Source organism: Micromonospora sp. NPDC049275, assembly GCF_043197115.1.
Taxonomy (GTDB): Bacteria; Actinomycetota; Actinomycetes; order Mycobacteriales; family Micromonosporaceae; genus Micromonospora.
In genome coordinates this window covers 1,097,346-1,122,184 of the sequence record NZ_JBICSN010000001.1, presented here as the reverse complement: position 1 = coordinate 1,122,184, position 24,839 = coordinate 1,097,346, and the positions used below count along the sequence as shown (strand labels likewise).

General features: G+C 71.0%; 22 protein-coding genes and 3 tRNA genes. 9 read left to right on the top strand and 16 right to left on the bottom strand.

Annotated elements, in window-relative coordinates:
- Positions 1–4 precede the first annotated feature (4 nt).
- The 4 genes from ACGFIE_RS05290 to ACGFIE_RS05275 form a co-directional block, all read right to left on the bottom strand.
- Entirely contained in the window at positions 5–487 is a 483-nt protein-coding gene (locus ACGFIE_RS05290; protein WP_393291143.1) for an SRPBCC domain-containing protein, read from the bottom strand.
- Positions 484–858 carry an ArsR/SmtB family transcription factor gene (locus ACGFIE_RS05285; protein WP_393291140.1) on the bottom strand — a complete coding sequence of 125 codons (375 nt, stop codon included), beginning with the start codon at positions 856–858 and terminating at the stop codon, positions 484–486. The genes ACGFIE_RS05290 and ACGFIE_RS05285 overlap by 4 nt, the downstream gene beginning before the upstream one ends.
- Before the next feature lie 148 nt (positions 859–1,006).
- Positions 1,007–2,575: an alpha/beta hydrolase gene (locus tag ACGFIE_RS05280; RefSeq protein ID WP_393291137.1), complete on the bottom strand. Its 1,569-nt coding sequence runs from the start codon at positions 2,573–2,575 to the stop codon at positions 1,007–1,009.
- 69 nt (positions 2,576–2,644) lie between these two features.
- Positions 2,645–5,473, bottom strand: a complete 2,829-nt coding sequence (locus tag ACGFIE_RS05275; RefSeq protein WP_393291135.1) for a BTAD domain-containing putative transcriptional regulator — start codon at positions 5,471–5,473, stop codon at positions 2,645–2,647.
- Positions 5,474–5,630: 157 nt separating this feature from the next.
- Between ACGFIE_RS05275 and ACGFIE_RS05270 the strand changes: the two genes are divergently transcribed.
- Positions 5,631–5,768: a hypothetical protein gene (locus tag ACGFIE_RS05270; protein ID WP_393291132.1), complete on the top strand. Its 138-nt coding sequence runs from the start codon at positions 5,631–5,633 to the stop codon at positions 5,766–5,768.
- Positions 5,769–5,956: 188 nt separating this feature from the next.
- Here the strand turns inward: ACGFIE_RS05270 and ACGFIE_RS05265 are convergent, their stop codons facing one another.
- Entirely contained in the window at positions 5,957–6,592 is a 636-nt protein-coding gene (locus ACGFIE_RS05265) for a response regulator (protein WP_393291129.1), read from the bottom strand.
- A 202-nt stretch (positions 6,593–6,794) separates the two neighbouring features.
- Here ACGFIE_RS05265 and ACGFIE_RS05260 point away from each other — a divergent pair, with 202 nt between their 5' ends.
- Both ACGFIE_RS05260 and ACGFIE_RS05255 read left to right on the top strand, forming a co-directional pair.
- Positions 6,795–8,084 (top strand): sensor histidine kinase, encoded by a 1,290-nt coding sequence (locus tag ACGFIE_RS05260; RefSeq protein ID WP_393291126.1) that lies wholly within the window; start codon positions 6,795–6,797, stop codon positions 8,082–8,084.
- Between the two features lie 162 nt (positions 8,085–8,246).
- Positions 8,247–10,406 (top strand): MMPL family transporter, encoded by a 2,160-nt coding sequence (locus ACGFIE_RS05255; protein ID WP_393291124.1) that lies wholly within the window; start codon positions 8,247–8,249, stop codon positions 10,404–10,406.
- Between the two features lie 297 nt (positions 10,407–10,703).
- Here ACGFIE_RS05255 and ACGFIE_RS05250 read toward each other — a convergent pair whose 3' ends face one another.
- The 4 genes from ACGFIE_RS05250 to ACGFIE_RS05235 form a co-directional block, all read right to left on the bottom strand.
- Positions 10,704–11,045, bottom strand: a complete 342-nt coding sequence (locus tag ACGFIE_RS05250) for a hypothetical protein (RefSeq protein WP_393291122.1) — start codon at positions 11,043–11,045, stop codon at positions 10,704–10,706.
- Positions 11,046–11,067: 22 nt separating this feature from the next.
- Positions 11,068–11,397 carry a hypothetical protein gene (locus ACGFIE_RS05245; protein ID WP_393291120.1) on the bottom strand — a complete coding sequence of 110 codons (330 nt, stop codon included), beginning with the start codon at positions 11,395–11,397 and terminating at the stop codon, positions 11,068–11,070.
- Between the two features lie 422 nt (positions 11,398–11,819).
- Positions 11,820–11,892 (bottom strand) — tRNA-Arg (locus tag ACGFIE_RS05240).
- 35 nt (positions 11,893–11,927) lie between these two features.
- Positions 11,928–12,018: transfer RNA gene (locus ACGFIE_RS05235), tRNA-Ser, on the bottom strand.
- Positions 12,019–12,556: 538 nt separating this feature from the next.
- Between ACGFIE_RS05235 and ACGFIE_RS05230 the strand changes: the two genes are divergently transcribed.
- A complete protein-coding gene (locus ACGFIE_RS05230) occupies positions 12,557–13,771 on the top strand; it encodes a hypothetical protein (protein WP_393291118.1) in 1,215 nt (404 codons plus the stop codon).
- A gap of 4 nt (positions 13,772–13,775) precedes the next feature.
- On the opposite strand, the gene ACGFIE_RS05225 is transcribed toward ACGFIE_RS05230, so the two are convergent.
- Positions 13,776–14,546: a CPBP family intramembrane glutamic endopeptidase gene (locus ACGFIE_RS05225; RefSeq protein WP_393291116.1), complete on the bottom strand. Its 771-nt coding sequence runs from the start codon at positions 14,544–14,546 to the stop codon at positions 13,776–13,778.
- 144 nt (positions 14,547–14,690) lie between these two features.
- On the opposite strand from ACGFIE_RS05225, the gene ACGFIE_RS05220 reads away from it, so the two are divergent.
- Positions 14,691–15,806, top strand: a complete 1,116-nt coding sequence (locus tag ACGFIE_RS05220; RefSeq protein WP_393291113.1) for a globin domain-containing protein — start codon at positions 14,691–14,693, stop codon at positions 15,804–15,806.
- Positions 15,807–15,876: 70 nt separating this feature from the next.
- Here the strand turns inward: ACGFIE_RS05220 and ACGFIE_RS05215 are convergent, their stop codons facing one another.
- A complete protein-coding gene (locus tag ACGFIE_RS05215) occupies positions 15,877–17,406 on the bottom strand; it encodes a peptide deformylase (protein WP_393291111.1) in 1,530 nt (509 codons plus the stop codon).
- A 332-nt stretch (positions 17,407–17,738) separates the two neighbouring features.
- On the opposite strand from ACGFIE_RS05215, the gene ACGFIE_RS05210 reads away from it, so the two are divergent.
- Complete coding sequence (locus ACGFIE_RS05210; RefSeq protein WP_393291313.1) at positions 17,739–18,515, top strand: IucA/IucC family C-terminal-domain containing protein; 777 nt, start codon at positions 17,739–17,741, stop codon at positions 18,513–18,515.
- A gap of 86 nt (positions 18,516–18,601) precedes the next feature.
- Here ACGFIE_RS05210 and ACGFIE_RS05205 read toward each other — a convergent pair whose 3' ends face one another.
- The gene (locus tag ACGFIE_RS05205) at positions 18,602–20,431 is read right to left on the bottom strand and encodes a hypothetical protein (RefSeq protein ID WP_393291109.1); all 1,830 of its coding nucleotides are present in this window, start codon (positions 20,429–20,431) and stop codon (positions 18,602–18,604) included.
- A 211-nt stretch (positions 20,432–20,642) separates the two neighbouring features.
- Here ACGFIE_RS05205 and ACGFIE_RS05200 point away from each other — a divergent pair, with 211 nt between their 5' ends.
- The gene (locus ACGFIE_RS05200; RefSeq protein ID WP_358097835.1) at positions 20,643–21,353 is read left to right on the top strand and encodes a class I SAM-dependent methyltransferase; all 711 of its coding nucleotides are present in this window, start codon (positions 20,643–20,645) and stop codon (positions 21,351–21,353) included.
- 68 nt (positions 21,354–21,421) lie between these two features.
- On the opposite strand, the gene ACGFIE_RS05195 is transcribed toward ACGFIE_RS05200, so the two are convergent.
- Positions 21,422–21,964, bottom strand: coding sequence for a YbhB/YbcL family Raf kinase inhibitor-like protein (locus ACGFIE_RS05195; protein WP_363680605.1), 543 nt, complete (start codon positions 21,962–21,964; stop codon positions 21,422–21,424).
- A gap of 143 nt (positions 21,965–22,107) precedes the next feature.
- Here ACGFIE_RS05195 and ACGFIE_RS05190 point away from each other — a divergent pair, with 143 nt between their 5' ends.
- Complete coding sequence (locus ACGFIE_RS05190; protein WP_393291107.1) at positions 22,108–22,263, top strand: hypothetical protein; 156 nt, start codon at positions 22,108–22,110, stop codon at positions 22,261–22,263.
- A 3-nt stretch (positions 22,264–22,266) separates the two neighbouring features.
- Here ACGFIE_RS05190 and ACGFIE_RS05185 read toward each other — a convergent pair.
- A tRNA-Ser gene (locus ACGFIE_RS05185) sits at positions 22,267–22,356 on the bottom strand.
- 293 nt (positions 22,357–22,649) lie between these two features.
- Between ACGFIE_RS05185 and ACGFIE_RS05180 the strand changes: the two genes are divergently transcribed.
- A complete protein-coding gene (locus ACGFIE_RS05180) occupies positions 22,650–23,627 on the top strand; it encodes an NAD(P)H-quinone oxidoreductase (protein WP_393291104.1) in 978 nt (325 codons plus the stop codon).
- On the opposite strand, the gene soxR is transcribed toward ACGFIE_RS05180, so the two are convergent.
- Together soxR and ACGFIE_RS05170 are read right to left on the bottom strand one after the other, a co-directional pair.
- A complete protein-coding gene (gene soxR / locus ACGFIE_RS05175) occupies positions 23,610–24,065 on the bottom strand; it encodes a redox-sensitive transcriptional activator SoxR (protein WP_363680611.1) in 456 nt (151 codons plus the stop codon). The two genes, ACGFIE_RS05180 and soxR, sit on opposite strands and share 18 nt — an antisense overlap.
- A gap of 48 nt (positions 24,066–24,113) precedes the next feature.
- The gene (locus tag ACGFIE_RS05170) at positions 24,114–24,821 is read right to left on the bottom strand and encodes a glycosyltransferase family 2 protein (protein WP_393291101.1); all 708 of its coding nucleotides are present in this window, start codon (positions 24,819–24,821) and stop codon (positions 24,114–24,116) included.
- Positions 24,822–24,839 lie beyond the last annotated feature (18 nt).

The window sequence follows — 24,839 nt, the reverse complement described above, 5'->3', positions numbered from 1 at the left end:
ACCTCTACCTCTCAGCCGTAGCAGGCTGGACGGTCGCCAGCGCGGCGTCCAGCTTGGTGAACGCCTGACGCCAACCCTCGTCGCTGGGGTGCGCCAGATGTTCGGGGAGCCACTGGCGGATCTCCAGTCGCGTCCGCCCGTCAGGCTCGTCGTGGAACTCGACCCGCAGTCTCGTCTCGAACGGCTCGATGCCCTCCTGCAGCCGGCCACCGACGTGCATGACGCCGTCGAGCAGTTCGCCGTCGGCGACGTCGGTGAGGTCGATCTGGATGTGCACCCGAAGGCCGGGTTGGGTGGGATTGACCTCCGTCCACCGTTGGAAGCCGCCGGGGCGCACGTCGAACTCGATCTCGTCGCGCGGCAGCGAGTTGCCGATCGGGCCCCACCACGCCGCCAGGTGGTCGGGATCGGTGAAGGCTCGGTAGACGAGTTCCCGGGGCGCGTCGAAGACACGCGAGATGACGAGCTGCGGAGTTTCGGTGTTCATTCGAGCTCCCTGGGGTCGTCGGCCATCTGGTCCGTTGCTGCTCCGGCGGCCTGCACCGCGGCGAGGTGGGCATCGAGCCGGGTGAGCGACGAGTCCCAGAGCCGCCGGTAGCGCTCGATCCAGTCGGCCGCCTCCCGCAGCGGGCCGGCCTCAAGGTGACTCGCGCGCCACTTGCCCGACCGCGACCTCGAGATGAGCGCGGCGCGCTCGAGCACCTTGAGGTGCCGTGACACCGCCGGCATCGAGATCGACAGAGGAGCGGTGAGCTCGGTGACCGTGGCGTCGCGTGCGGCCAACTCGGCGATGATGGCCCGTCGGGTGGGGTCGGACAGCGCCGAGAACACCGCGCTGAGCTGATCGGTGCCCGTCATCGGAAGCTCCCCTCACTTAACCACTCTGTTAAGCGTATTGGGGTACGAGCCACGTAGTCAACGAACTGGGGGGCGGAACAGCAGTCCACCCCCCAGCACGAAGAACGATCGCCGCCGGCCCGGGCCGTCTCCGGCCTGAGCCGCGCCGTCAGGCGGGTGCGGCTGGGCAGCTCGCCCCGACCGGCGGTACGGCTCTCTCGAGGAGGTACCGCTCCACGTAGGTCCGGGTGCATGCTGTCCGCGGGTAGCTCGCGTGGCCCGACCCCTGGTAGGTGACGAGCGCGCCCCACCTCCCGAGCTGGTCCACCACCCGCAGGGCCCCGTCGTACGGGGTGGCCGGGTCGTACCGTCCGTTGAGCACCAGAAGCGGTGCTCTGGTCTCCACCCGCAGCCGATGCTGGGGGTTGACCGCCGTCCAGCCCAGGCAGATCGCGGCGAACCTGACGGTCAGTGGGGAGGCCCTCAGGTGCGGTGCCGCAGCGCGGGACAGTTCGAGATAGCGGTTCCAGTCGGCGAAGCTGTCGACCGGCAGCGACCAGTCCTGGCAGAACGCCGGCAGCGCGTACTCGGTCAGCTCCTGACTGGTGTCGACCGGCACCATCGGGGACGCGAGCGAGGCCGGCTCGCCCCGCTCCAGTGCGAGAAGCATTGTCGCGAGGTCGGCCCAGGTCGCGTCGAAGAAGTTCACGAAGGTCGCGAACCCCAGCTCGAACCAGCTCAGCGTGGCGCCGGTGGACGCGTCGACGAGCGTGCCGGCATCCGCGCGGCGCATCAGCCGGTCGAACAGCGCCGGTACGTCGCGTCCGTGCAGTGCACAGCTGGGGGTCCGCTCGCACCAGGTGACGAACTCGTGGAACAGGGCCTCGTTACTGGCCGCCCCGCTGCGGAAGAACCCCCCGACCCCCTGGCTGTGGTCCATCACGCTGTCCATGACCAGTGCGCGGACGCGGTCGGGAAACATTTCGGCGTAGGACTGCCCGATCAGGGTGCCGTAGGACCACTGGTAGAAGCTGAGTTGCCGCTCGCCGAGCGCCGCCCGGATGGCGTCGGTGTCACGTGCGACGCTCGCACTGTCGATGTGGTCGAACAGTGGCCCACTGCGCGCGCGGCAGTCGTCGCGCAACTGGCGGTTGTAGGTGCGAAGTCCCTCGAACTCCGCAGCGTTGGTGGGCGTCAGGGAGGGGTGCCGGGCCAGCAACGCCGATGAGCAGCGCACCGGTGCGCTACGGACGGTACCCCGAGGATCGAAGCTGACGAGGTCGAAGCGACGCAGCACATCCGGCCCGAGTTGGCTGGGCGCCGTCAGCACCGTGTCCACCCCGGACAGGCCGGGGCCGCCGGGGTTGAAGACCAGGACGCCGATGCGGGCGGCCGGGTCGGTGGCGGTACGCCGGGCCAGGGCCAGCGGGAAGGTTGCCCCTCCCGGCCGGGCCCAGTCGACGGGCAGGCGCAGGGTGCCGCAACGCGTGCCCGGATCGTCGGGCCGCTCCGGGCACGCCTGCCAGTCGATGCGGCCGTCCCAACCGCCGGTGGCGTCGTCGGCGGCCGAACCGTTGCCGTCGGCGGCCGCCGACGAGATGCCCGCAAACGACGGCGGGGCGGTGAGCGACAGGGCGACGAGGACGGCGAGGACGGTCCAGAGGCTGCGGAGGAGCCGCCGGCGTCGACGATCGACCCCGCTGGGATGCCAGGAGGTGGTTCTCTTCGTGGTCAGCATTCGCCCAGCCTGCCGACGCCCGGTCCACGTCGGATCCATGCCGGCCCTCTGGCGGTCGGCGCAGGGCGTTCAGCGGTACGACGCCAGCCGCTCGGACAGCACCGTGGCCTGCGGATGACCGATCCGATCGAGGATCGCCAACGCTTGCCGCCACAGGTCGACCGAGGTGTCGTGGTCACCCGCCGCCTGATGGGTGTCGCCGAGGTGGACGAGCGTGTCCGCCCTTCCGCACGGGTTCTCGACTTCGGCATAGAGCGCGAGAGCGCGTCGGTAGCAGTCGGCCGCGGTCGGGTGCGCCCCGAGGCCGTGGTAGGCGAAGCCGAGACTGTCCCAGGTGTTGGCCGCGCCCAGCCGATCCTCGGCCTCCTCATAGAGCGCGAGCGCCCGTTCGCAGTAGGCGATGGCGCGTTCGTACTCGTCCAGTCGAGCATGGCCCCAGCCGAGCCCGTTGAGCGCCGCCGCCATGCCGCGCCGGTCACCGGTGCTGCTGGCCAGCGTCAGCGCCTGCCTGGCATGCGGCAGGGCTGCGCGGGGGTCGCCCTCGGTGTCGAACAGCCAGGCGAGGTGCAGGTGTGCGCTGGCCTGTCCCGGGCGGTCGCCGACCTGGTCGCACCGGGACAGGGAGCGCCGAAGGTGATGGTGGGCCGCACGGAACCGGCGGAGCTGGATGTACGCCAACGCGAGGTCCCGGTGCGCCAGCGCCTCGACCAGTGGATGACCGCGGCGTTGCGCGACCGTGACCGCGGTGGCCTGCACGGCGGCCAGGTCGTGCCACTGTGCGAGCTGGCTGAGCAGGGGAGTGAGGGCCTGGGCGAGCTGTCCGGCGTGCGCGTCGAAGCCACGGGCGGCCGCTTCGTCGACGGCGGCCAGCAGTATCCGCTGTTCACTGCCGAACCAGGCGAGCGCAGCCCGGTGATCGGCAAATGCCGGGGATGACGCGTCGGGGGGCACGGGCAGCGGGTCGACCGGCTGCCAACCGGCGTCGACAAGCCTCGCCGCGTCACGGGCGACACGCAGGTAGTGGTCGAGCAGGCGCTTCCGGGCGGCTTCACGGTCGGCCGCCGAGTCGTGCGCGTCGGTCATCTCCTCCCCGAAGGCGCGGAGAAGGTCGTGACAGTGGAATCGGTTGGGGGACCGCTCGGCCAGCATGTTCGCCCGGGTCAACTCGTCGAGCGCCGGCCGGATCAGGCGTGGCGACGCGCCGGCGAGGCTGGCCGCCGCCGCAGCGCTGATGTCCGCCGCCGGGTGCAGGCTGAGCTGCCGGAACAACCGGCCCGCGGCCGGGCTCAGCAGGCGGTACGACCAGGAGAGCACGGTACGCAGGTCGGTGGCGGCGTCGTCGGTGACCAGGGCGGCGAGCCCGCCGCGACTCGCCGCCAGGTCGTCCGCGATGGCCTGGAGCGGGAATGTGGGCCGGGCGGCGGCGCGCGCCGCCACGATGGACAGGGCGAGGGGCAACCGTGCGGTACGGCGGACCAGCTCGTCCACCGCCGCCGGCTGGGCGGCGGCCCGCTGCGTTCCCAACCGGCGTACGAGCAGTTGGTGTGCTTCGGCGGTGCTGGGCAGGTCCAGTGCGACCGGATGGGCGCCTTCGGCGGCGACCAGCCCGGGCAGTGTGTGGCGACTCGTCACGAGCACGGCACAGCGGGTCGACCCGGGAAGCAGCGGCCGCACCTGTTCGGCGTCGCGCGCGTTGTCGAGCAGGACGAGCAGCCGTCGGTTCGCCGTCAGGCTGCGGTACAGGGCGAACTGGGCCGCCGGTTCGGCGGGGATCTCCAGCGGCTTGACGCCCAGGGCGGGAAGGAGTGAGCGTACGACGACTGCCGACGGTGACGCCTCCTGCGCGGAGCTGCCGAAACCGCCCAGGTCGACGTGGAGTTGCCCGTCGGGGAAGTGGCGCAGGTTGTCGTGCGCCCAGCGCAGAGCCAGCCAGGTCTTCCCGACGCCGCCGGTGCCGGTGACGACCACGGTGCCCGCTGGAGCCGCGTCGCCGAGCAGCAGCGTCGTGAGTCGAGCCAGCTCGCGGGCCCGGCCGGTGAACAGCGTCGGCGGGGCCGGCAACTGCCGGGGGACGACCTGAGGCGTGGGTTTCTCCGCCGGCCGCGTCCCGGGCGTCAACAGCTCCCGGTCGGCCCGCAGGATGCGGGTGTGCAGGTGTTGGAGATCGGGACCGGGCTCGACCCCCACCTCGTCGGCGAGCAGCCGATGGAGCTTGCGGTACGTCGTCAGCGCGTCGGCGCGCCGGCCGGCCCGGGCCAGGGCCACCATCAGCTGCCCCCACGGACGTTCACGCAGCGGGTCCCCGTCGATCTGCGTCCGGAGCGGCTCGATCAGCTCGTTGTGCCGTCCGATCCGCAGCTGGAGGTCGGCAACCTCCTCCAGCAGACTCGCCCGCTGCTCCTGGAGCCGTGTTCGGACGGAGAGCAGCACCCCACAACCGGGGAGGCCCGCGAACGGCTCGCCACGCCACAGCGCCAGCGCTGCCTCGAACGCCCGCAGAGCATCGAAGCAGCGGTCCTGGCGCAACGCGTGGTACCCGCGCTGGGTGAGGTCGTCGAAGGCCGCGCTGTCCAACGCCTGTGCGTCGAGGACGAGACGGTAGCCGGTGGCCCCGGCGCGGATGGCCGGGTCGGGGTCGCCGGCGGAGTGCAGCACCCGGCGCAGCGCCCAGATGTAGGTCTTCACGTTGCCGGCCGCCGTCTTCGGCGGGCGTCCCTGCCACAGCTCGTCGACGAGCTTGTCGATTGACCACGCGGTGCCCGGCTGCGCCATCAGGATGGCCAGCAGGCGCACCCGCAACGGCGTGCCGAGGGCCAGCGGCGCCCCGCCCGGGGACCGCACCTCCACCGGCCCGAGTAGGTGGTACCGCATCGCCGAAGTCCCCTGCGCAGGGTCCATCACCTCATCGTAGGGACCCGACCCGCCCCGCCCTCATCGGCCAGGCGGCTGGTGGCCCACGGTCGTACTTTCTTGCGGTTCTGGAGGTTGGCGGGCCTGATTGTCGACGTCGTTAGCCTCAGGAGGGAACCTCGGCAGGTTGAAGACGGAGGGGGCCATGGCGTTGCGGTTCGAGCATCGTGACACCGAGATCGAGGTGAACCTCGTCGACCGCGTGTGGCGCACCCGCTCTGACGCGGAGGAGACGATGACGTCCGCAGCACGCGCGTACTGCCCGACGGCGTCGTCTCGCTGACCCTCACCCCCACGAGCCTCGGCGCGATCTCCGCAGGCGCGTACACGATCGACGACGGGCGCTCGACGACGGTCCTCGACTGACAACGGTGCCCGACCGGCTTCGAGTCCCTGATCTCCCGGCCAGGGCCCGTGTCGACGTCGGTCACGACCTGCGCGGAGTCTCGTCACCGCGTTCGCCGGCCGGGTTCACTGGCCCAGGTAGGCGAGCACCGCCATCACGCGCCGGTTGTCGTCGTTGGACGGCGGTAGCTGCAACTTGGCCAGGATGCTGTTGATGTTCTTGGCGATCGCCTTCTCGGTCACGAACATGGCGGCCGCGATCGCCGCGTTGGACCGGCCCTGCGCGACCAGCGCCAGCGTCTCCAGCTCCCGGGCGGTCAGCTGGGCCAGATGGTCGCTGCGGCGCACCATGCCGGAGACCACGTCCTCGTCCATCACCGTCCCGCCGCCGGCCACCGTCCGCAGCGCCGAGATGAACTGCTCGCCGTCGAACACCCGGTCCTTGAGGAGATAGCCGACGCCGCCCGCGCCGTCGGCGAGCAACTCGGTGGCGTAGAGCTGCTCGACGTACTGCGAGAGCAGCAGCACCGGCAGGCCGGGACGCAGCCGCCGGCCCTCGATCGCGGCCTGCAGTCCCTCGTCGGTGAACGTGGGCGGCAGCCGGATGTCGATCAGGGCGAGGTCGAAATCCTCCGTGGTCAGGGCGTCGCGCAGTTCGGGCCCGCTAGTCACCGCGGTGACCACCTCGTCGCCGTGCGCCTCGAGTAGCTTGACCAGGCCCGCACGTAGCAGGAACTGGTCCTCCGCGAGTATCAGGCGCACCGATGTGTCCCCCCGTGTCGTCGGCGGCACTCCTCCGCCGGGCCTGCCGAAGATTGTGCACCCGCGACCATAAGGAGCGGTGACCCTCCGCTTCGCTACACGCGCGGGGGCCGGCACCGCGATTGTGGTCCTACGACCACTGTCCTCGAGGGTCTCGATCGGCATACTTGAGGCAACACAGAAAAAGACGGGGGAGCCCGGAATGGCTGCCGACAAAGGCCAGAACGAAGTGACCAATCCCAATTTCGGTACGGCTCTGCTGCGCGGTGCCGCACTGACCGGCCTGGCGATTACCGAGGCCCTGCAGTTGCTCTGGATCAGCCTCTGCGTGTGCCTGACCGTGGTCGGCATCGGGGTGCCGCTGCTGCCCCGGGCGATCAACGGAGCCCGCTCGCTGACAGCCCTGCAGCGCCGGCTGGCCCGCCGATGGACCGGCGTCACCGCCGAGGAGGAGTACCTCCCCCTGCCGGACCGCCCCGGCTTCGTCGGCGACCTGCATCGGGCCTGGACCATGCTGGGCGACCGCTCCACCTGGCGCGACCTGCGCTGGCTGCTGGTCAACCCGTTCGTCGGCCCGGTGCTCGGCTTCCTGCCGGTCGTCGCGATCGTCGAGGGTCTCTGGGGCCTGACCCTCCCGTTCACCTGGGAAATGCTCGAGAAGGACTGGGGCTGGGACAACATCTGGTTCGCCTTCATCCCGCTGAACAGCCAGACCACCGCGTGGCTGGCCGCCGGCCTCGGCCTGGTCGAGATCGTCGTCGGCGTGATCCTGGCCCGGGTTCTGCAGCGGGTGCACGGCCGCTGGGCCGGCGCCATGCTCGACGGCCGCAGCCGCGCCGAACTGACCCGGCGGGTGCAGCACCTGGCCGTCACCCGGTCGGACGCGGTGAGCCAGCAGGCCGCCGAGATCAAGCGGATCGAGCGTGACCTGCACGACGGCGCCCAGGCTCGGCTGGTCTCGATGGGCATGACCCTGGCCACCGTCGAGACGCTGCTGCAGAAGGACCCGGAGCAGGCCCTGGCCATGGTCACCGACGCCAAGAACAGCTCGGCGACCGCGCTGCGGGAGCTGCGCGACCTGGTACGCGGCATCCACCCGCCGGTGCTGGCCGACCGCGGTCTGGTCGACGCGGTGCGAGCCCTGGCCATGTCACTGCCGCTGAGGGTCGAGGTCACCGCGGACGTGCCCGGCCGGGTGACACCGCCGGTCGAGTCCGCCGTCTACTTCGTGGTCTCCGAACTCCTGAACAACGTCATCAAGCACGCCCACGCCACCCACGCCACCGTCGACATGCGTTACATCGACGGCAAGCTGCGGGTCACCGTGCACGACAACGGCGTGGGCGGCACCGACCCCGAGCGCGGCACCGGCCTCAAGGGCATCGAGCGCCGGCTGCTCCCCTTCGACGGCTTCGTCACGGTGTTCAGCCCGGTGGGCGGCACCACCGACGTCGCGGTCGAGGTGCCCACCGAAATCGTCACCGCCGATTGATCCTGCCGGCACAACAATCCCCGGCGTACCGCCGGATAAATCGAATGTGAATCGCTCTGCGCCGCTCCGCAAATCGGAGCGCGGGCCGGGCTGCGCAGAGAGAGGCTTGAAATGTCGGGAAAGAGAACGGCGGTCGCGACCAGGGTAGCCACCTGGAGTGCAATGAATCCGTGGAAGGCGACCATTGTCTGGGTGGTGTTCGTGGTGGCGGCCGTGCTCGCCGGCGGCGCCACCGAGACCCGCCAGGCCATCGAGGCCGAACTACAGGTCGGCGAGGCCGCCACGGCCGCCCGGATCATCGACGACGGCGGCCTGCAGGACCCGGCCGTGGAAAACATTCTGATCACCAGGACCGGCGGCGGCCGGCTCGACGCCTCGGTGGCCGCCCGGGCCACCGACGAGCTCACCCGCCGCCTGAGCGCCCTCCCCGAGGTGGAGTCGGTCGCCAAGTCGGTGCCCGCCGAGAGCGGTGCGGCGGTCCTGCTGCAGGTCACCATGAAGGGTGACTCCGACACCGCCGGCGAGCGGGTGGCCCCGCTGCAGAAGGTCACCACGGAGGTGCAGGGCGCCCACCCGGACCTACTGGTCGAGCAGGCCGGATCGGCCTCGATCAACAGCCAGTTCGAGGAGTGGATCGACAAGGACATCGCGAAGGCCACCGCGTTCAGCGTGCCGGTGACCCTGATCATCCTGGTGGTGGCGTTCGGCTCGCTGCTGATGGCCGCCGTCCCGGTGCTGCTCGCGCTCTCCGCGGTGCTGTCGGTGCTGGGTCTGTGGGCGCTCGCCTCGCAGGTAGTGCCGGACCCGGGCATGGTGCCCGACATCATCGTGCTGATGGGCATGGCGGTCGGCGTCGACTACTCGCTGTTCTACCTGCGCCGCTACCGCGAGGAGCGCCGCGCCGGGCGGGAGAACGTCGCCGCCGTGGAGATCGCCGCGGCCACCTCCGGGCACGCGGTGCTGGTCTCCGGCGTCGCCGCGATCCTGTCGATGGGCGCCCTCTACCTCGCCGGCGACGCCGTCTTCGCGGCCATCAGCACCGGCGCCATCCTGGTCATCGCGGTCGCCATGCTGGCCTCGATCACCGTGCTGCCGGCCCTGCTGGCCAAGTTCGGCCCCCGGATGATGCGGCCGCGTCGCCGCTGGCTGCGCCGGCTGCCCGACAGCAACACCTCGACCCGCGGCCCACGGCTGTGGAACGCCCTGCTCGGCCCGGTTCTGCGGCACCCGGTCATCGCACTGGTCCTCTCGGTCGGCGCCCTGGTGGCGCTGGCGGTGCCGGCCGCGAGCACGGACCTCAAGTCGACCCAGATCAGTGACTTCCCGCGCAGCCTGTCCACGATGACCACCTACGACCGGGTGACCGAGAACTTCCCGTCGTCTGGAAACACCATCCAGGTCGCCGCCGAGATCTCCTCTGGTGGCGTCGCCGCGCTGCGGACCCGGTTCGACCAGCTGGCCGAGCGGGCGCAGCAGGACGAGGCGTTCCGCTCCGGGCTGGCACCGCAGATCCGCTACTCCCCGGACGGCCGGGTCGGTGTGCTCGAGCTGAACACCCCGTACAAGGCGGACTCGGACCAGGCCCACGACGCGGTCGACCGGCTGCGGGACACGATCGTGCCGGCCACCGTCGGCGGCCTGTCCGGCGCCGAGGTCGCGGTCGGCGGCGAGGCCGCCTCGGACATGGACTACACCGCCAACCTCAACGAGAAGCTGCCGTGGGTGGTCGCCGCGGTGCTACTGCTGACCTTCCTGGTGATGCTGCTGGCGTTCCGCTCGGTCGTGATCGGCCTGACCACGGTCTTCCTCAACCTGCTCTCGGCCGCAGCCTCGTTCGGCGTGCTCGCGCTGGTCTTCCAAGGCACCTGGGCCGAGGGCCTGCTCGGCTTCACCTCGACCGGCCACGTGGTTTCCTGGGTGCCGATGCTGCTGTTCGTGGTTCTGTCCGGGCTGTCGCTCGACTACCACGTCTTCGTGGTCACCCGGATCCGCGAGGAGGTGGCGTCCGGGATGACCACCCGCAACGCGATCGCCTCCGGTATCACGCGCACCGCGGGCGTGGTGACGAGCGCGGCGATCGTCATGGTGGCGGTCTTCTCGATCTTCGGCACGCTCAGCTTCATCGAGCTCAAGCAGATCGGTGTCGGCCTAGCCGTCGCGATCGTGCTCGACGCCACAATCATCCGGGTGGTCGTCCTGCCGGCGCTGATGGCGCTGCTGGGACACGCCAACTGGTGGCCCGGCCTGCGCCGCAGGGCGGCCGTTCCGGCGCAGACCAGCGTCGAAAGCGCGGCACCGGAGGTGTTCACCCCCGCGCGCTGATGATCAAATTCAGTCCAACAAAGATTCTGTTGAGAACGACCCAGACCCTCGGAGCCTGGGCCGTTTTCGCACCTCGAGTCGATCAGCAGGACGTCACAGCCGACTCGCCGACCCGCGGCCGCGCCGACGGGGAGGTGGCGGCGCCAGTGAGTGCTCGGAGGACGGCAAGCCGACCCACACGAAGAAGAAAGGGGCATCCCCCTGAGGGGACGCCCTTTTCCTTCACCCCGCCGGGTCGGCGGACCCGGCGGGGTGGCATCACTCAATCAATGACCGATCATGTGACGCGAGGACACATCACAAGAAACGAGGAAGCCGAACCGCCTTGTCCACCGTCCGGCAGAGGCCACGGTAGAACTCGACCATCTTCTCGTCTGTCGGCTCCTGCTCCTGCGTCTCCTCCAGGGCCCGGCGGGCGCCCACGGACAGCGCACGCACGAGCCGCTTGACAGCCTCCGGATCTTCGATCTTCCGGATGTCCAGATATCCCATTGCCCGGCCGGGGCTGAGCCACTCGTCGAACTCGTCGACTGCGGCCACGTCGGCGGGAACCAGCCTCATGACGTGCGACAACACCCTGCCCTGGATCCACCACTCCAGGTCGTCGTCGAACAGCACAGCCAACACCAGTACCCCCATGCCGAGCAACAGAACTGGAACATCAGAAGCCCGGATAGCCCGTCATGTCGACGACCGTGAAGTCGTTTCCCTTGATGAGGTGAGGGTCGAATGACGCGAGCAACTCATCGAGCTTCTGGTTCTTCACAGAGGAGTCGCCCGTCGCATCGTACGTACGGTTCCACTGGTCGGTCCAGCCGTAGTTCGCGTTGGCCGGCGCCGGCTTGAAGACCGCCTCCCTGACTCTCGACACCACCGAGAGCCGCTCGGCCGTCACGCGCTCGGAGATGTGGTCGATGGTCTTCCACAGCGCCCGGTCGACGGCGGTGGGGACCCGCTCGAGTTCCCTGAACAGGTCGTGCAGCCGCTTCATGCGGCCACGGAACCCGCGATCGGAATCAGGGTCCCCGCGGCTCCAGCATCGTGGTCACGGCCGACACCTACACCAGCGTCCTGCCGCAGATCCAACGCCGCTGCGCCGACGCCACCGCCCAACTGGTCCTCAACGCCGCCCGCCGCACCCGCAGAAAGATCAAAGCCAGCGCCCGCAAGAACCGGCCCCACCGCGGCCCCACAACCGGCACCCCGACGCCGACCAAACCGAAAACAGGTGCTCCGGCCCCACCGAAGCGCAAGCAGGCCGCAAAGCCGCAGGTCACGTCCCGACAAGCCCGTGAGAACGGTGTCTCCGGGCTGCACTCACATCGCACCCACGTGACACCCACCGTCCACGCAGGCCAGACAGCAAGAAGGGCCTGACCCGCGTTTCCGCAGTTCAGACCCCTCATGATCTTGTGCGCCCGAAGGGACTCGAACCCCTAACCTTCTGATCCGTAGTCAGATGCTCTATCCATTGAGCTACGGGCGCTCGTGCTCAGCCAGTGTACACACCCGGCTTTCGCGCGGAGACTCCGGGATTCGAACCCGGGAGGGGCTTTAAGACCCCAACCGCATTAGCAGTGCGGCGCCATAGACCAGACTAGGCGAAGTCTCCCTGGTGGCCCGTAGACCACCGCGCCCGAGGATACAGGTCGTCACCCACCGGGAGCAAAACGACTTCCGGGGTGCGCCCACCACGGCCCTCGGTCCCCGTGTTTCACCCCTGTGCGGTGGCGTGATCGCGACTACGCTCCATCGATATGCAGGAGCAGCCGCCGAGCGAGCCGACCCGTCGAGAGCCTGCTGAAAGAGCGCGTCGGCGCTCTCCGCGGCCCACCTTCACGCCGCCTACCGCCGCCGAGCAGCCCGAGGAGACGGCAGCCCCGCCGGCAGCCGCTCCGGTGAGCCCGCGTCCTCGACGGGCCAAGGCCGCCCCGGCCGTGCTGTTCCAACCACCGGAACCGGAGCGTCCCCTGCCCCGGCAGCCGGTCCGCTCGTCTCCGGCACCGAGCGTCCCACCCGCCGTCGACCAGGCGAGCCCGCCACCGGACGCCCCACCGGCGGACCAGACCGGCCCCCCAACTGACGCCCCACCGGCGGACCAGGCTCCCCCACGGGAGCGCACCCCAGCACGCGACCAGGCCAGCCCGCCGATGAACACCCCAGCCAAAGGCCAGGCCAGCCCGCCGACGGACACCTCGGCCAAGACCCAGGCCGGTTCGCCGGAAAATACCCCGGTCACCAGCCAGGCCAGCCCCCCGACGCCCGCCCCGGCCAGCCCCGTCGACGGCATCCAGGGATCGGGCGTGGACCAGCCCGGCAACAGGCGGGCGACCCCCAGCAAGAAGGCCCTTCCCGCGAAGAAAGCTCTCCCGGCCAAGAAGGCCACCGCCACCCCCGCCAGGGACGCCACCCCGCCCAACGAGGCCATCCCCGCCACAGCAGCCGCCCCGGCCAGCGCGGTAACCCCGGCCAGGGACGCCGCGCCGCCCAACGCGGTCACCCCGGCCAGGGACGCCGCCCCGGCCAGCGAGGTAACCCCGGCCAGGGAAGCCGCCCCGCCCAACGCGGTCACCCCGGCCAGGAAGGTCACCCGTGCCAAGAAGGCCGCCCCGGCGACCAAGCGCGCCGCGGCCCCGCGCGCGAACGCCACGCCCGCCGAGATCACCTCGGCGCCGCAGCCCTCGACCGCGCTGGCCGGAGCAGACGGCCCGGCGCCGGCTTCGGGGCGTACCCCGGAATCGGATGTGCGGGCGGTTGTCGCCCGCCTGCGCGACCACCCGGGCTTCGCGCCGGAGTTGCTGGCGGTGGAGGCGGTCCGGGCGCTCGGTCCGGGCGCCGCGGAGTGGGCCGCGCGGCTGCGGGCCCGGTATCCGGACGCTCCGGCGGACGGCCTGGCCCGGCTGGCGACCCGGCGGTACGTGCGGGCGGCGGGCGCGGGAGGGGCGGCGGCCGCGCTGGCCGGGCTCTTCGCACCGCTGGCGGAGTTGGTGTCGGTGCTCTGGACCCAGTCGAACCTGGTGCTGCACCTGGCGGCGGCGTACGGGCGGGATCCGGCACATTCCGACCGGGTCGCGGAGCTGCTGGTGTTGACCCAGGTGCATCCGGACGCGGCGAGCGCGCGGGAGGCGTTGGCCGGTGCGCGGGAGGCGGGCGATCCGGTCGAGGGGACGTGGCCGAGGGCGGCGGAGGCCGCGTGGCGGCTGGCGGCGCCGCTCACCGCCCAGGCGGGCGGCTGGGTGGCGTTGCGGTTGGCGTCCCGCCTGTTGCCGGGTGCGGCGGTTGTCGCCGCCACGTTGGGTGACGCGGCGGCGGCCGATCGGTTGGCCGCGCGGGCGGTGGCCGCCTACCGGCCGGGGCGGCGCTGACCGGTCACAGCCAGGTGAACCAGTCGCGGGGCAGCAGCGCGTAGCCGACGAAGGCGACCACGTCGAGCACTGTGTGCGCGATGACCAGCGGCAGCACCCGACGGGTCCGCAGGTAGAAGAGGCTGAACACGACGCCCATGATCGCGTTGCCGACGAACGCGCCGAAGCCCTGGTAGAGGTGGTAGCTGCCGCGGAGCAGCGCGCTGGCCGCGATGATCGCGGCGAGCCGCCACTGGAGCTGGCGCAGCCGGGTGACCAGATAGCCGACCACGATCACCTCCTCCAGCACGGCGTTCTGCACGGCGGAGAGGATCAGCACCGGAACCGCCCACCAGACGTGCGGCAGGGCGGCCGGCACCAGCGTGGCGTTGATGCCGAGGTGCGCCGCCGCCCAGAACAGGGCCAGGCCGGGCAGGCCGATGAGCGCGGCCAGGCCGGCGCCCCGGGCCAGGTCCTGGCCGGGCCGCCGCGCGTCCAGACCGAGGGTCCGTGCCGGGTCGCCGGGGTCACGGCTGAGCAGGTGTACGGCGAGCAGCACGGGCAGCAGCGCGAAGGCGATGCCGAGGAGCTGGTACGTCAGGTCCAGCCAGGGGCGGGCCGACGCGGAGGTGTTCAGCGAGGCGGTCTGCTTGGAGAGCGGGCCCTCGGCGGTCAGCTTCGCGATGATCGAGACCACCGCGTAGACCGCGGACTGGCCGAGGGACAGGCCCAGGACCAGCAGCGTTTCGGTCCCCAGTAGTCGGCGGGACACCGGTCGGGTCAGCTCAACGGTCACCGCCCCACTGTGCCCGACGGACGGCCTGGCGGGCACGCCTGATCGGCCGGCGTGAACCGATCGCACATTCTGTGCGACCAGTGTGCACGCTCCGTGGAGATTCTATGAGCGCCCGATCCGCTGCCGTCTGGAGAAGGAGCACCGGTGGACAACGTCGCACGGTTGCTGAAGGAGAGCTGGACCCTCGTCGAGGAGGACCGGGACCGGCTGAGCGGGCACTTCTACGCTCGGCTGTTCCTGCTCGACCCCGCCCTGCGGCAGCTCTTCCCGGTGCAGATGACCGGCCAGGGTGACCGGCTGCTGGAAGCGATCATCACGGCGATCCACACCCTGGACGATCCGGAGGGCTTCGACGAGTTCCTCCGGGGGCTGGGCCGCGACCACCGCAAGTACCACGTGGCCGACCGGAACTACGCGACGGTGGGGGTGGCCCTGCTGGACGCGCTGCGCAGCACCGCCGGCAGCGGCTGGAACCTGGAGTACGACCAGGCGTGGCGGGACGCCTACGCGGCGATCGCGGCGCGGATGATGGCCGGGGCGGGCGACGACGACAACCCGCCGTTCTGGCACGCCGAGGTGCTGACCCACGAGCGGCACGGCTCGGACATCGCCGTGCTGACCTGCCGGGCCCTGCAACATCCGCTGCCCTGGCGGGCGGGCCAGTACGTCAGTCTGGAGCTGCCCCGCTTCCACCCGAGGGTGTGGCGGAACTACTCGGTGGCGAACGCCCCGAACGACGACAACGTGCTGGAGTTCCACGTACGCAGCCCCGGCGCGGGATGGGTGTCCGGGGCGCTGGTCCGCCGGGTGCAACCCGGGCACCTGCTGCGCCTGGCGGCACCGATGGGGTCGATGACCCTGGACCGCGCCTCCGAGAGGGACATCCTCTGTGTGGCCGGCGGCGTCGGGCTGGCCCCGGTCAAGGCGCTGGTGGAGGAGTTGATCACCTACAACCGGACGCGCTGGGTGCACGTGTTCTACGGCGCTCGGCACGCAGGGGACCTGTACGGGCTGGACGGCCTGCGGGAGCTGGTGTCCGCGTACCCGTGGTTGTCGATCACCGCGGCGTGCAGCGACGACCCCGACTTCGACGGCGAGGTGGGCGACATCCCCGACGTGGTGGCCCGGTACGGCCCGTGGACGACGCACGACTGCTACGTCTCCGGTTCGGCGCAGATGGTCCGGTCGACGCTGCGGGTGCTGGCCGCGGACGAGGTGCCGCCGCCGAACATCCGCTACGACACGTTCGGCGAAATCTAGACGTTCCTCCCCCCACACCGGGGCGCGTGCCCCTGCCCCCTGGGGCACGCGCCCCGGTCCCCCTCGTCGCTCAGTAGCGCCAGGGTTGGCCCGTCTCCCGGTATTCCTCGACCGGCACCAGCGGCACGCCGGGCGCCATCCGGTCGACGTAGAGCCGCCCCTCCAGGTGGTCGATCTCGTGCGCGACGAGCCGGGCCATGCCGAACTCGAACGAGGTGATGATCCGGCTGCCGTCCCACTGGGCGTGTTCCACGTCGAGTCGCAGCGGTCGGGGCACCAGGCCCCGGTGGTCGAAGAAGGAGAGGCACCCTTCGTACTGCTCGTCGGTCTCCGGGTCGGCGTCGACCACCCGGGGGTTGAGCAGGACGACCGGTTCGGCCGACCGGTCGGGGGGTCGGACCACGGCGGCGGCGCGGCCGATGCCGAGCTGCGGGGCGGCGATGCCCACCCCCTTGCTGAACTGGTGCAGCTCGTCGAGCCGGGACAGCGCCGTGGTGAGCCGGTCCACGACGTCCCGGGCCACCTGTTCCTCGCCGGGCAGGTCGAACTGCCGGACCTGCTGGCGGAGGAGGTCCGCGCCGCGCTGGACGATGCCGATCCCGCGCATCCGCTCGCTGGGGCGGACCCGGGTGCCGCCGGAGCCGACGTCCGGGTCGGTTTCCGGCCGCGCCCGAAAGCGCCACTGCATCCGGTAGCGGGCGTTGAGCGGTGGGGCGTCGGTCTGCCAGTCGTAGATCGCCCGGTCGCCCTCGTCGCGGCGCTGCGGCGCCGTCCGCAGCGGGCCCTCCTCGGCGGAGAGCGAGGTCTCCGCGCCCCAGACCTGCGGGTCGAGTGCCGCCGGCAGATCCAGGCGTACGGCGAGGTGCCGGGTGGGCAGCCGGACGGCCCGCTGGAACCAGGGGCCCCACTTCTCGTGCCCGACGCTGTACGCGTACTCGATGATCGCCCGGTCGCCGGGGTAGAGCGGGAATCGCCGTTCGCCGTTCTCGAAGAGCAGCCAGATCTCCTTGAACGCGTCCCGGTCGTGCTTCGCCCGCCAGTGCATCGGCTCCGGGTCGCCGACGCCGTCGTCGCGGCGGGCCTGGAGTTGCAGTTCGGCGAAGCTGAGCGGGTGTTCCCGGTGGTGCCGGTTGGAGCGCCCGGGGTCGTTGGGGTAGCGGTCCACCGCGACGCGGACGAGGTAACGGGTGACCGGTTCGGTGCCGGCGTTGTAAAGCTCGCGGTGGATGACGCACCGGTAGGCGTCGTCGGTGTGGGTGAGGGTGGCCAGTTCCCGTTCCACGACGAGGCCGGTACCGGGAGGCAGCCACTGGCCGGGAAGCGAGGGCTCGCGGTGCGGTTGGCCGGTGCGGGCGTGCCGGAGATCGTCGTACTCCCGGAAGCGTTGCCAGATCGCGCCGCTGGCCTCCAGGACGGCCTCGGCGCGGCGGGCGAAGTCCTCGGTCGGGCGGTGTCGGCGACCCTCGACGTGGCTGACGTAGGACGGGTCGAACCCCATCAGGATGGCCAGTTGCTTCTTGGACAGGCCCCGCCCGGCACGGTGGCGGGCGAGCTCGGCCGCGAAGGAGTCGGCAGCCCGTTCGAGGGGTGACGTCGTCATCGGCTTCCTCGTGGCCGGGAGTATTAGTTTCACGTTCCGTGGCGAAGCGCACACGCATCTGCCACCTTGTCGACACAACTCTTGACAATCCACCGGCGGTGATCGATCCTGCTGCGGCGTTTTCGGAGGCCGGGCGCGGGTAGTACGCCGGAGGGCGGGGCAGTGCTCCCGCCGGGAGCCGGAGTGACCCGGGCCTCTCGATCCGACCGAGGCAAGGCTTCCCTTAGACCGACCGGCGTGGTTAGGCTAGCCTTAGCTCAGGACGGCGCTTGTCGTCCGCCGGGGCATTTTCCCCGGTCACGCGGACGGGGGATGACACGGTGACAGCGGTGATGCCGAGGCGGGACGTGACCGCCACGCCGCTCGCCCCCGTCACCGCCGCGCTGCGGGCCATGTTCGGCACCGACGACCTTCCCGGTCTCGCCCGGGGCCTGGTGGTCGACGACGAGTTCGGCTGGGCACCCGCCACCACCCTGATCGACGGCACCCGCCTGCCGGAGCTGCTGCACGCGGCAAGCGTCCGCTGGGGTGGCACTCCGCACGCCTGCGCCGCGTTGGCCTGGAAGTCGTACAGCTACTGGACGGCGCTGCCGGTCGTGCTCGGCTGGGCCTCGGCCCGCCGGGTGCCGCTGCTCGACCCCTCCGATGTGCTGATCCACTTCGAGGACCACAGGCCCCTGCTCACGCTGGGCCTGCGCCACGGCACAACCGTGGCGGTGCTGCCGAGCGACCCGCTGGCGCTCTCCGGCCTGCCGGAGGTGCGCGTCGTCGCCGGCGAGGTGGAGCTGCTGGCCGAGCTGCGCGCCTCCCTGCTCGACGCCCACCTGGCACCGCTTATCGCGGCGATCCAGGCGGAGGTGCGGGTGGGCACCCGTACGCTGCTCGGTTCGGTCGCCTCCGGCATCGCGCACGGCATCCTGCGGGCCGCGGACGCGCTGCCCGGCTCGACGGTGCAGAGCATCGACACCCTGCTCGGCGCGCTAGACCTGGCGGACCTGGTCGAGCTGGTGCCCGGCCCGACCGGTGAGCCGAGCGTGCAGCGACGCACCTGCTGCCTGGCCTTCACGCTGCCCAGCCCGAAGGTCTGCCAGGGCTGCTGCGTCCGCTAGGGCTGAGCCCGCGCATTCCGCCGGGCTGAGCCCCGCTCAGGCGGCCTTGGGCCGAGCCAGCTCAGTCGGGCCCGGCCCGAGCCCGCTCAGTCGGTAAGCGGTCGGACGTCCCACACCCACACCCCGCCGGTGAAGGTCGGCTGAATCCCGGTCAGCTCGGTCATGCCGCGGCGCAGTTCCGTCTCGTGCTCGTGCGGCCCGAGGATCACCACGCCGGCCCGCCAGTAACGCAGGTCGTCGACCGCCTTGACCCGACTCTGCGGGGTGATCGGCGGCACCGCGCCGGTCCGTCGGATGGTCGCGAAGAAGCTGCTGGTCGGCCGGGGCGGCGCGGTGAACAGCGCGACCTTCGGCGGCTCTGCGCCGGGGCGGGTGTCCGGTCCGAGGAAGTAGCCCCGGGCCAGCGGCATGTCCAGCCGGGTCGCGGCGGACCAGCGCAGCGGCTCCGCGTAGTTGGTGTCCGGCAGCGGCAACGTCACCACACTGCGCCCACCCGCCACGTACGGCCGCCACGCCCCGCTGGTCACGAAGGTGGGGACCGGGTCCAGTTGGACCACGGGCAGCGGGGTGGGCAGGATCGGCAGCAGAGCCATCGTCAGCACGGTCGCGGTGGCGAAGCGGATCTGCGGACGGGCGGCCGGCCGCGCGCGGGCCAACTCGCGGGCACGCTCGGCGCCGTAGGCGAGCAGCACCCCGACGATCGGGGTGATCGCCAGCGCCCACCGGGTCGGCACCACCGAGTGCAGGATCGGCAGGTTCTCCAGCGCGGCCCAGGGCCCCGGCACGCCGGTGCCGTGACCGGCGAAGCGGATCTCCCGCCCGAGGGAGAGGACCGCGAAGAGCAGCCCGAGCCCGGCCAGCGCGAGCACCACCGCCGACCGTCGTAGCCACCAGACCAGGGCGACCACCAGCACGAGCAGGGACCAACCGAAGAAGCTGTTCTCCTCGGTCGGGTTCTTGGCCAGCCCGGCGGCGGTGCGCGGGCTGCCGGCCAGCGACTCCCGGGAGTACGCGACGAACGAGGCCAGGTCGCTGGAGTACCCGCGGATCAGGGTGGACAGCCCGGAGTAGGCGCCGGGTCCGAAGAACTGGACATACAGCGGGTACGCCAGCAGCAGGCCCGCGACCACTGCGGCGACGGCGAGCCCGGCGAGGAAGGATCGGGCCCGTGACCGCAGGGCGGGGCGGCCGATGGCCAGCGCGCCGACGATCACGCCGAGACCGATCGCGGTCATCAGCAGGATCTCCAGGTTGAGAAACGCCTGCCAGACGATCACCAGTGCGAGCAGCACCCCGTTGCGCAGCCAGCGGCCAGGGTCGGCGAGCCGCAGCGTACGCCAGATGATCAACGGGACGACGAACTGCGAAACGATGTTCGGGTGCCCGTTGGCGTGCGACACCATGGCCGGCGCGAACGCGCAGAAGCCCGCGCCCAGCCAGGCCGACCCCCGGGCCAGGACCAGGACGCGGGAGAGCAGGAAGTACCAGGCCGTGGCGGTGGCGATCATTCCGAGGGTGAGGAAGAGCAGGAATGCCACCCGCGGACCGAACAAAAGGGTTATTGGCGTCATTGGCAGCGAAATGGATAATACGGACGTATTCGCCATGAGGTTGACGCCGTCCGGCACGTTCATCCGATCGGAATGGAACGGGTACGCGAAATGCGTGACCACCCGCGCACCGTGCGCCATCATCCATTCGAACTGCGACTGGTCCGAGCGGTTGTCCCGCACTCCGCTGCCCGGGTCCCACCAGAGGCGTCCGGTGATCCAGAAGCCGAGCGCCACGAAGCTCAGTACGGCGGCCAGGTCGGCCCACTTCCCGTTACGGCGCAACCGATCGCCGCCGCCGGCCTCCTCCACCGGCGACGCGGTGGCCGGGCCGTCGCCGGGCGCGTCCGGTTCGGGAGTAGTCATGACAATTCATAGGGTAGTCAGGCTATGGCGGTGCCGTGACATGTTTCGGGGTACTGCCGTACTATGTGCCGGGTTCGCCGACCGCCGATCACGTGCCCACCCACCGACCGCAATTCGGCCAACCGCTCCCCCGATTCTTCTGCCATCCAAGCGGATGATTCACTCTGTCGGTCCAGGCACGGGTCGAGTTCATATCGTGAGGAATCGACGCATGGCAGAAATCACTGGGGATCAGCGCGTCCAGTCCGAGGTGCTGGAGGGGCTGGCGACAGCCGTCAACCACCGTCGCTGGTTCGTCGAGCTGGCGGTGCCCTACCTCGGTGACGACCCCATCGAGATCGGCAGCGGCCTCGGTGACTACGCGCTGGAGTGGTCGCAGCGGCTGCCCCGGTTCACCGCCACGGAGGCCGACCCCGACCGGTTGGTGCAGCTCAAGGAGCGCCTCGCCGAACAGCCGGGCATCGACGTCCGACAGATGCTGCTGCCGCACAACGACCGGGGGAACTACAGCGCCGCCGTGTCGTACAACGTCCTGGAGCACATCGAGGACCACGTGGGCGCGCTGCGCAGCATGCGTGACCTGGTCCGCCCGGGCGGCGCGGTGATCATCATCGTGCCGGCGTTCCAGTTCGCCATGAGCCCGGCGGACATCGCCACCGGCCACGTCCGCCGGTACACGAAGAAGACGCTCGGTACGGCGATGACCGAAGCCGGCCTGACGGTGGAGAAGATCCACTACGCGAACGCGCTCGGGTTGATCGGCTACTTCATGGCCACCAAGGTCTTTCGGCTGATGCCGAAGGAGGGGCCGATGGTCAAGGTGTACGACACACTCGTCCTCCCCGCCACGAAGGCCGCCGAACAGGTCGTCCGACCCCCGTTCGGCCAGTCGGTCTTCGCGGTTGCCCGCGTCCCCGCCTGACCCGTTCCAGCCACCCCCGCGATCTTGCACTCGCCATGAGCGGAAAGCGCAAGATCGCGGGGTACGGGTCACTCCTTGATCTGGTACGTCGGGCGGATCACCGCTCGCGCCAGGGTGTGGAAGGTCAGGTTGAAGCCGACGTAGGCCGGGCTCGCGTCCGGGGTGAGGTCGAGCCGGTCGACGTCCAGGGCGTGCACCGCGAAGACGTACCGGTGCGGGCGGTCACCGGGCGGCGGCGCGGCACCGCCGTACCCCTGCTCGCCGTAGTCGTTGCGGACCGAGAAGGCCCCACCCAGGTCGGAGCCCGCCGCGCCACCCGCGCCGCTGGGCAGCTGCGTGACGCCGACCGGAACGTTCACCAGCACCCAGTGCCAGAAGCCGCTGCCGGTCGGGGCGTCGGGGTCGTAGCAGGTGACGGTGAAGCTCTTGGTCTCGGCGGGAAAGTCCGACCAGGTCAGCTGCGGGGAGACGTTCTCACCACCGGTGCTGCCGTGCGCGTGCCGGGCGTCCATCGGCTCGCCGTTCTGCACGTCGTCACTCGTCAGGGTGAACGAGGGCACGGTAGGCAGCAGCTCGTACGGGTCCGGGGCGATCGGTCGTTCGAGAGTCATCGGGACGGCGTCCTTCCGGTGTGGGCGGATACCTGCCCTTCATACCCCGTTCCGGGCCAACCAACGACCGGATGCGTCGGCTGTCCGGCGTCACCGGCCGGACGCTATGGTGGGCAGCCTGCAACGTTCCACGGGGGGAATACTTGCTAGGGATCTGGCGCGACTTCCTGGTCGCCGTCGCCACCGCGCTACGCAGACCGAACGAGCAGGCGCTCGCCGAGGAGCGCCGCCGCGCGATCGAGCGGCTGGCCGACGAGACGATCCGCGAGAGCCGGCGGACGGTCGACCCTTCGGAGTAGCGGTGGCGGAGGGTGTGGGATTCGAACCCACGAAGACATCGCTGCCTTACCGGTTTTCAAGACCAGCGCCATCGGCCACTAGGCGAACCCTCCCAGACCGGCACCCGCGGGTGTACGGCCGTGAACAGTCTGCCACGGCACCCGCCGGCCGGCTCGGCGTCCCTCCCCGAAGCGCCGGCCAGGCGGTGGCCACAGCGTCCACTGTGGCGCGGATCGGCGTCACCCGAGGCACGCGTCGCGGCGTCCAGCGGCGTGATCGACTCGGATTCCATGAAACCGGGGCGTCAGATCGCCCTGGATGCCCCGGTTTCAAGGAACCCGGGCCCGCAGGCCGCTCGACCGGGGTGCTCCTGCGGCCCACGGGCCCATCGGGTAAGACTGAGGCCATGCGAGCCATCACCGTTCCGCAGCCCGGTGGACCCGACGCGCTGGTCTGGGCCGAGGTCCCCGATCCGGAGCCCGCTCCGGGCGAGGTGATCGTCAGGGTGCGGGCCAGCGGCGTCAACCGCGCCGATCTGCTGCAACGGCAGGGGCACTATCCGCCGCCGCCGGGAGCGCCCGCGTACCTCGGGTTGGAGTGCTCCGGAGTGATCGACGCGATCGGCCCGGAGGTGACCGGGTGGTCCGTCGGCCAGGAGGTCTGCGCGCTGCTGGCCGGCGGCGGGTACGCCGAGCGCGTCGCCGTGCCCGCCGGGCAGTTGCTGCCGGTGCCGGCCGGTGTCGACCTGGTCGACGCCGCGGCGCTGCCGGAGGTGGCCTGCACGGTCTGGTCGAACGTGGTGGGGGTGGGTCGGCTCGGCTCGGGTGACGCGCTGCTGGTGCACGGTGGGGGCAGCGGGATCGGCACGTTCGCGATCCAGTTCGGGGCGGCTCTCGGCGCCACGGTCCTGGCGACCGCCCGCGCGGCCAAGCACCCTCGCCTGCGCGAGCTGGGCGCGGCGCACACGATCGACTACCGGGAGCAGGATTTCGTGGAGGAGGTCCGCAAGGTCACCGACGGCCACGGCGCGGACGTCATCCTCGACATCGTCGGCGCGTCCTACCTGGGCCGGAACGTCGCCGCGCTGGCGACCGGCGGCCGGCTCGTGGTGATCGGGATGCAGGGTGGTCGCAAGGCCGAGCTGGATCTCGGCGCTCTGCTGGCCAAGCGGGCCAGCGTCGCGGCGACCGCGCTGCGCTCCCGGCCGCTGGCCGAGAAGGCGGAGATCGTCCGGGGCGTACGCGATGAGGTGTGGCCGTTGGTCGAGGCCGGCGCGGTCCGCCCGGTGGTGGACCGGCGGCTGCCGATGGCCGAGGCTGCCGAGGCGCACCGGCTGGTCGAGTCGAGCGACCACGTCGGCAAGGTGCTACTCACCGTCGGGTGAGGTGCGGGGCAGCATGAGCCGGGCGCCGGGCCCCTCGCCGGCCAGCGCGTCCCCCGGGTTGTAGAGCGTGCAGCGTTGCAGGGACAGGCAGCCGCAGCCGATGCAGCCGTCCAGGTCGTCGCGGAGCTTGGTGAGCAGCCGGATCCTCTCGTCCAGCCGGCCGCGCCAGCTCGCGGAGAGTCGCTCCCAGTCCTGCGGGCTGGGGGTGCGGCCGCCGGGCAGCGACTCCAGCGCATCGCGGATCTCGTCCAGCGAGACGCCGACCTGCTGGGAGATCCGGATGAAGGCGACCCGCCGCAGTTCGGCGCGGGCGTAGCGGCGTTGGTTCCCGCCGGTGCGATCGGCGCGGATCAGACCGAGCCGCTCGTAGTAGCGCAGCGCCGATGGCGCGACGCCGGAGCGGACGGACAGCTCACCGATCGTCAACGCGTCCTGCATCACCGGTCCCTTGAATTGAAGTGGACTTCAACTCAAGGTTAGCGGCGATCAGCGCGCGGACGAGACCGCGGGACGACGGCGTGCGCGCTCGCGACCGAGGATCCAGATCGCCTCGACGCCGTCCTTCCAGGTGATCTTCTTGCCCTCTTCGCGGCCCCGCGCCCGGTAGCTGATCGGCACCTCGTACGGGCGGATCCGGCGGCGCAGCAGCTTGCCGGTCACCTCGGCCTCCATGCCGAAGCCCCGCGAGCGCACCTCCAGCGACCGGTAGAGCTCCACCGGCATCAGCTTGAAGCAGGTCTCCAGATCGCCGATGTACGAGTTGAACAGCACGTTGGCCGCCGTCGTGACGCCCTTGTTGCCCATCACGTACCAGAAGCTGTAGGCGCTGTGGCTGCCGAAGGTGCGATTGCCGTAGACCACCGTGGCCCGGCCGTCGAGCACCGGGTCGAGCAGCCTGGGGATGTCCTGCGGGTCGTACTCCAGGTCAGCGTCGAGGATGACCATGTAGTCGCCTTCGGCGCTGTCCACCGCCGTCTTGATGGCCGCGCCCTTACCGGCGTTGCGCTGGTGGGTGATGACCCGCAGGCGGGCGTCGTCGGTGCGACCGAGGATCTCGCCGGTGCCGTCCCGGCTGCCGTCGTCGACCACGAGCAACTCGATCTCGCAAGGGTAGTCAACCGCCAACGCCTGCTTGAGGGCGTCTGCGATGCGTTCTTCCTCGTTGTAGACCGGCATGAGGATCGAGAGCTTCACGGGAATCTCCACGGTGGC

Excerpts from the sequence above, each read along its gene's own strand:
- ACGFIE_RS05290 (WP_393291143.1), bottom strand. The coding sequence starts at position 487 with ATGAACACCGAAACTCCGCAGCTCGTCATCTCGCGTGTCTTCGACGCG.
- ACGFIE_RS05285 (WP_393291140.1), bottom strand. The coding sequence starts at position 858 with ATGACGGGCACCGATCAGCTCAGCGCGGTGTTCTCGGCGCTGTCCGAC.
- ACGFIE_RS05280 (WP_393291137.1), bottom strand. The coding sequence starts at position 2,575 with ATGCTGACCACGAAGAGAACCACCTCCTGGCATCCCAGCGGGGTCGAT.
- ACGFIE_RS05275 (WP_393291135.1), bottom strand. The coding sequence starts at position 5,473 with ATGGACCCTGCGCAGGGGACTTCGGCGATGCGGTACCACCTACTCGGG.
- ACGFIE_RS05270 (WP_393291132.1), top strand. The coding sequence starts at position 5,631 with ATGGCGTTGCGGTTCGAGCATCGTGACACCGAGATCGAGGTGAACCTC.
- ACGFIE_RS05260 (WP_393291126.1), top strand. The coding sequence starts at position 6,795 with ATGGCTGCCGACAAAGGCCAGAACGAAGTGACCAATCCCAATTTCGGT.
- ACGFIE_RS05255 (WP_393291124.1), top strand. The coding sequence starts at position 8,247 with ATGAATCCGTGGAAGGCGACCATTGTCTGGGTGGTGTTCGTGGTGGCG.
- ACGFIE_RS05250 (WP_393291122.1), bottom strand. The coding sequence starts at position 11,045 with ATGGGGGTACTGGTGTTGGCTGTGCTGTTCGACGACGACCTGGAGTGG.
- ACGFIE_RS05245 (WP_393291120.1), bottom strand. The coding sequence starts at position 11,397 with ATGAAGCGGCTGCACGACCTGTTCAGGGAACTCGAGCGGGTCCCCACC.
- ACGFIE_RS05230 (WP_393291118.1), top strand. The coding sequence starts at position 12,557 with ATGAACACCCCAGCCAAAGGCCAGGCCAGCCCGCCGACGGACACCTCG.
- ACGFIE_RS05215 (WP_393291111.1), bottom strand. The coding sequence starts at position 17,406 with ATGACGACGTCACCCCTCGAACGGGCTGCCGACTCCTTCGCGGCCGAG.
- ACGFIE_RS05210 (WP_393291313.1), top strand. The coding sequence starts at position 17,739 with ATGCCGAGGCGGGACGTGACCGCCACGCCGCTCGCCCCCGTCACCGCC.
- ACGFIE_RS05205 (WP_393291109.1), bottom strand. The coding sequence starts at position 20,431 with ATGACTACTCCCGAACCGGACGCGCCCGGCGACGGCCCGGCCACCGCG.
- ACGFIE_RS05200 (WP_358097835.1), top strand. The coding sequence starts at position 20,643 with ATGGCAGAAATCACTGGGGATCAGCGCGTCCAGTCCGAGGTGCTGGAG.
- ACGFIE_RS05195 (WP_363680605.1), bottom strand. The coding sequence starts at position 21,964 with ATGACTCTCGAACGACCGATCGCCCCGGACCCGTACGAGCTGCTGCCT.
- ACGFIE_RS05180 (WP_393291104.1), top strand. The coding sequence starts at position 22,650 with ATGCGAGCCATCACCGTTCCGCAGCCCGGTGGACCCGACGCGCTGGTC.
- soxR (WP_363680611.1), bottom strand. The coding sequence starts at position 24,065 with ATGCAGGACGCGTTGACGATCGGTGAGCTGTCCGTCCGCTCCGGCGTC.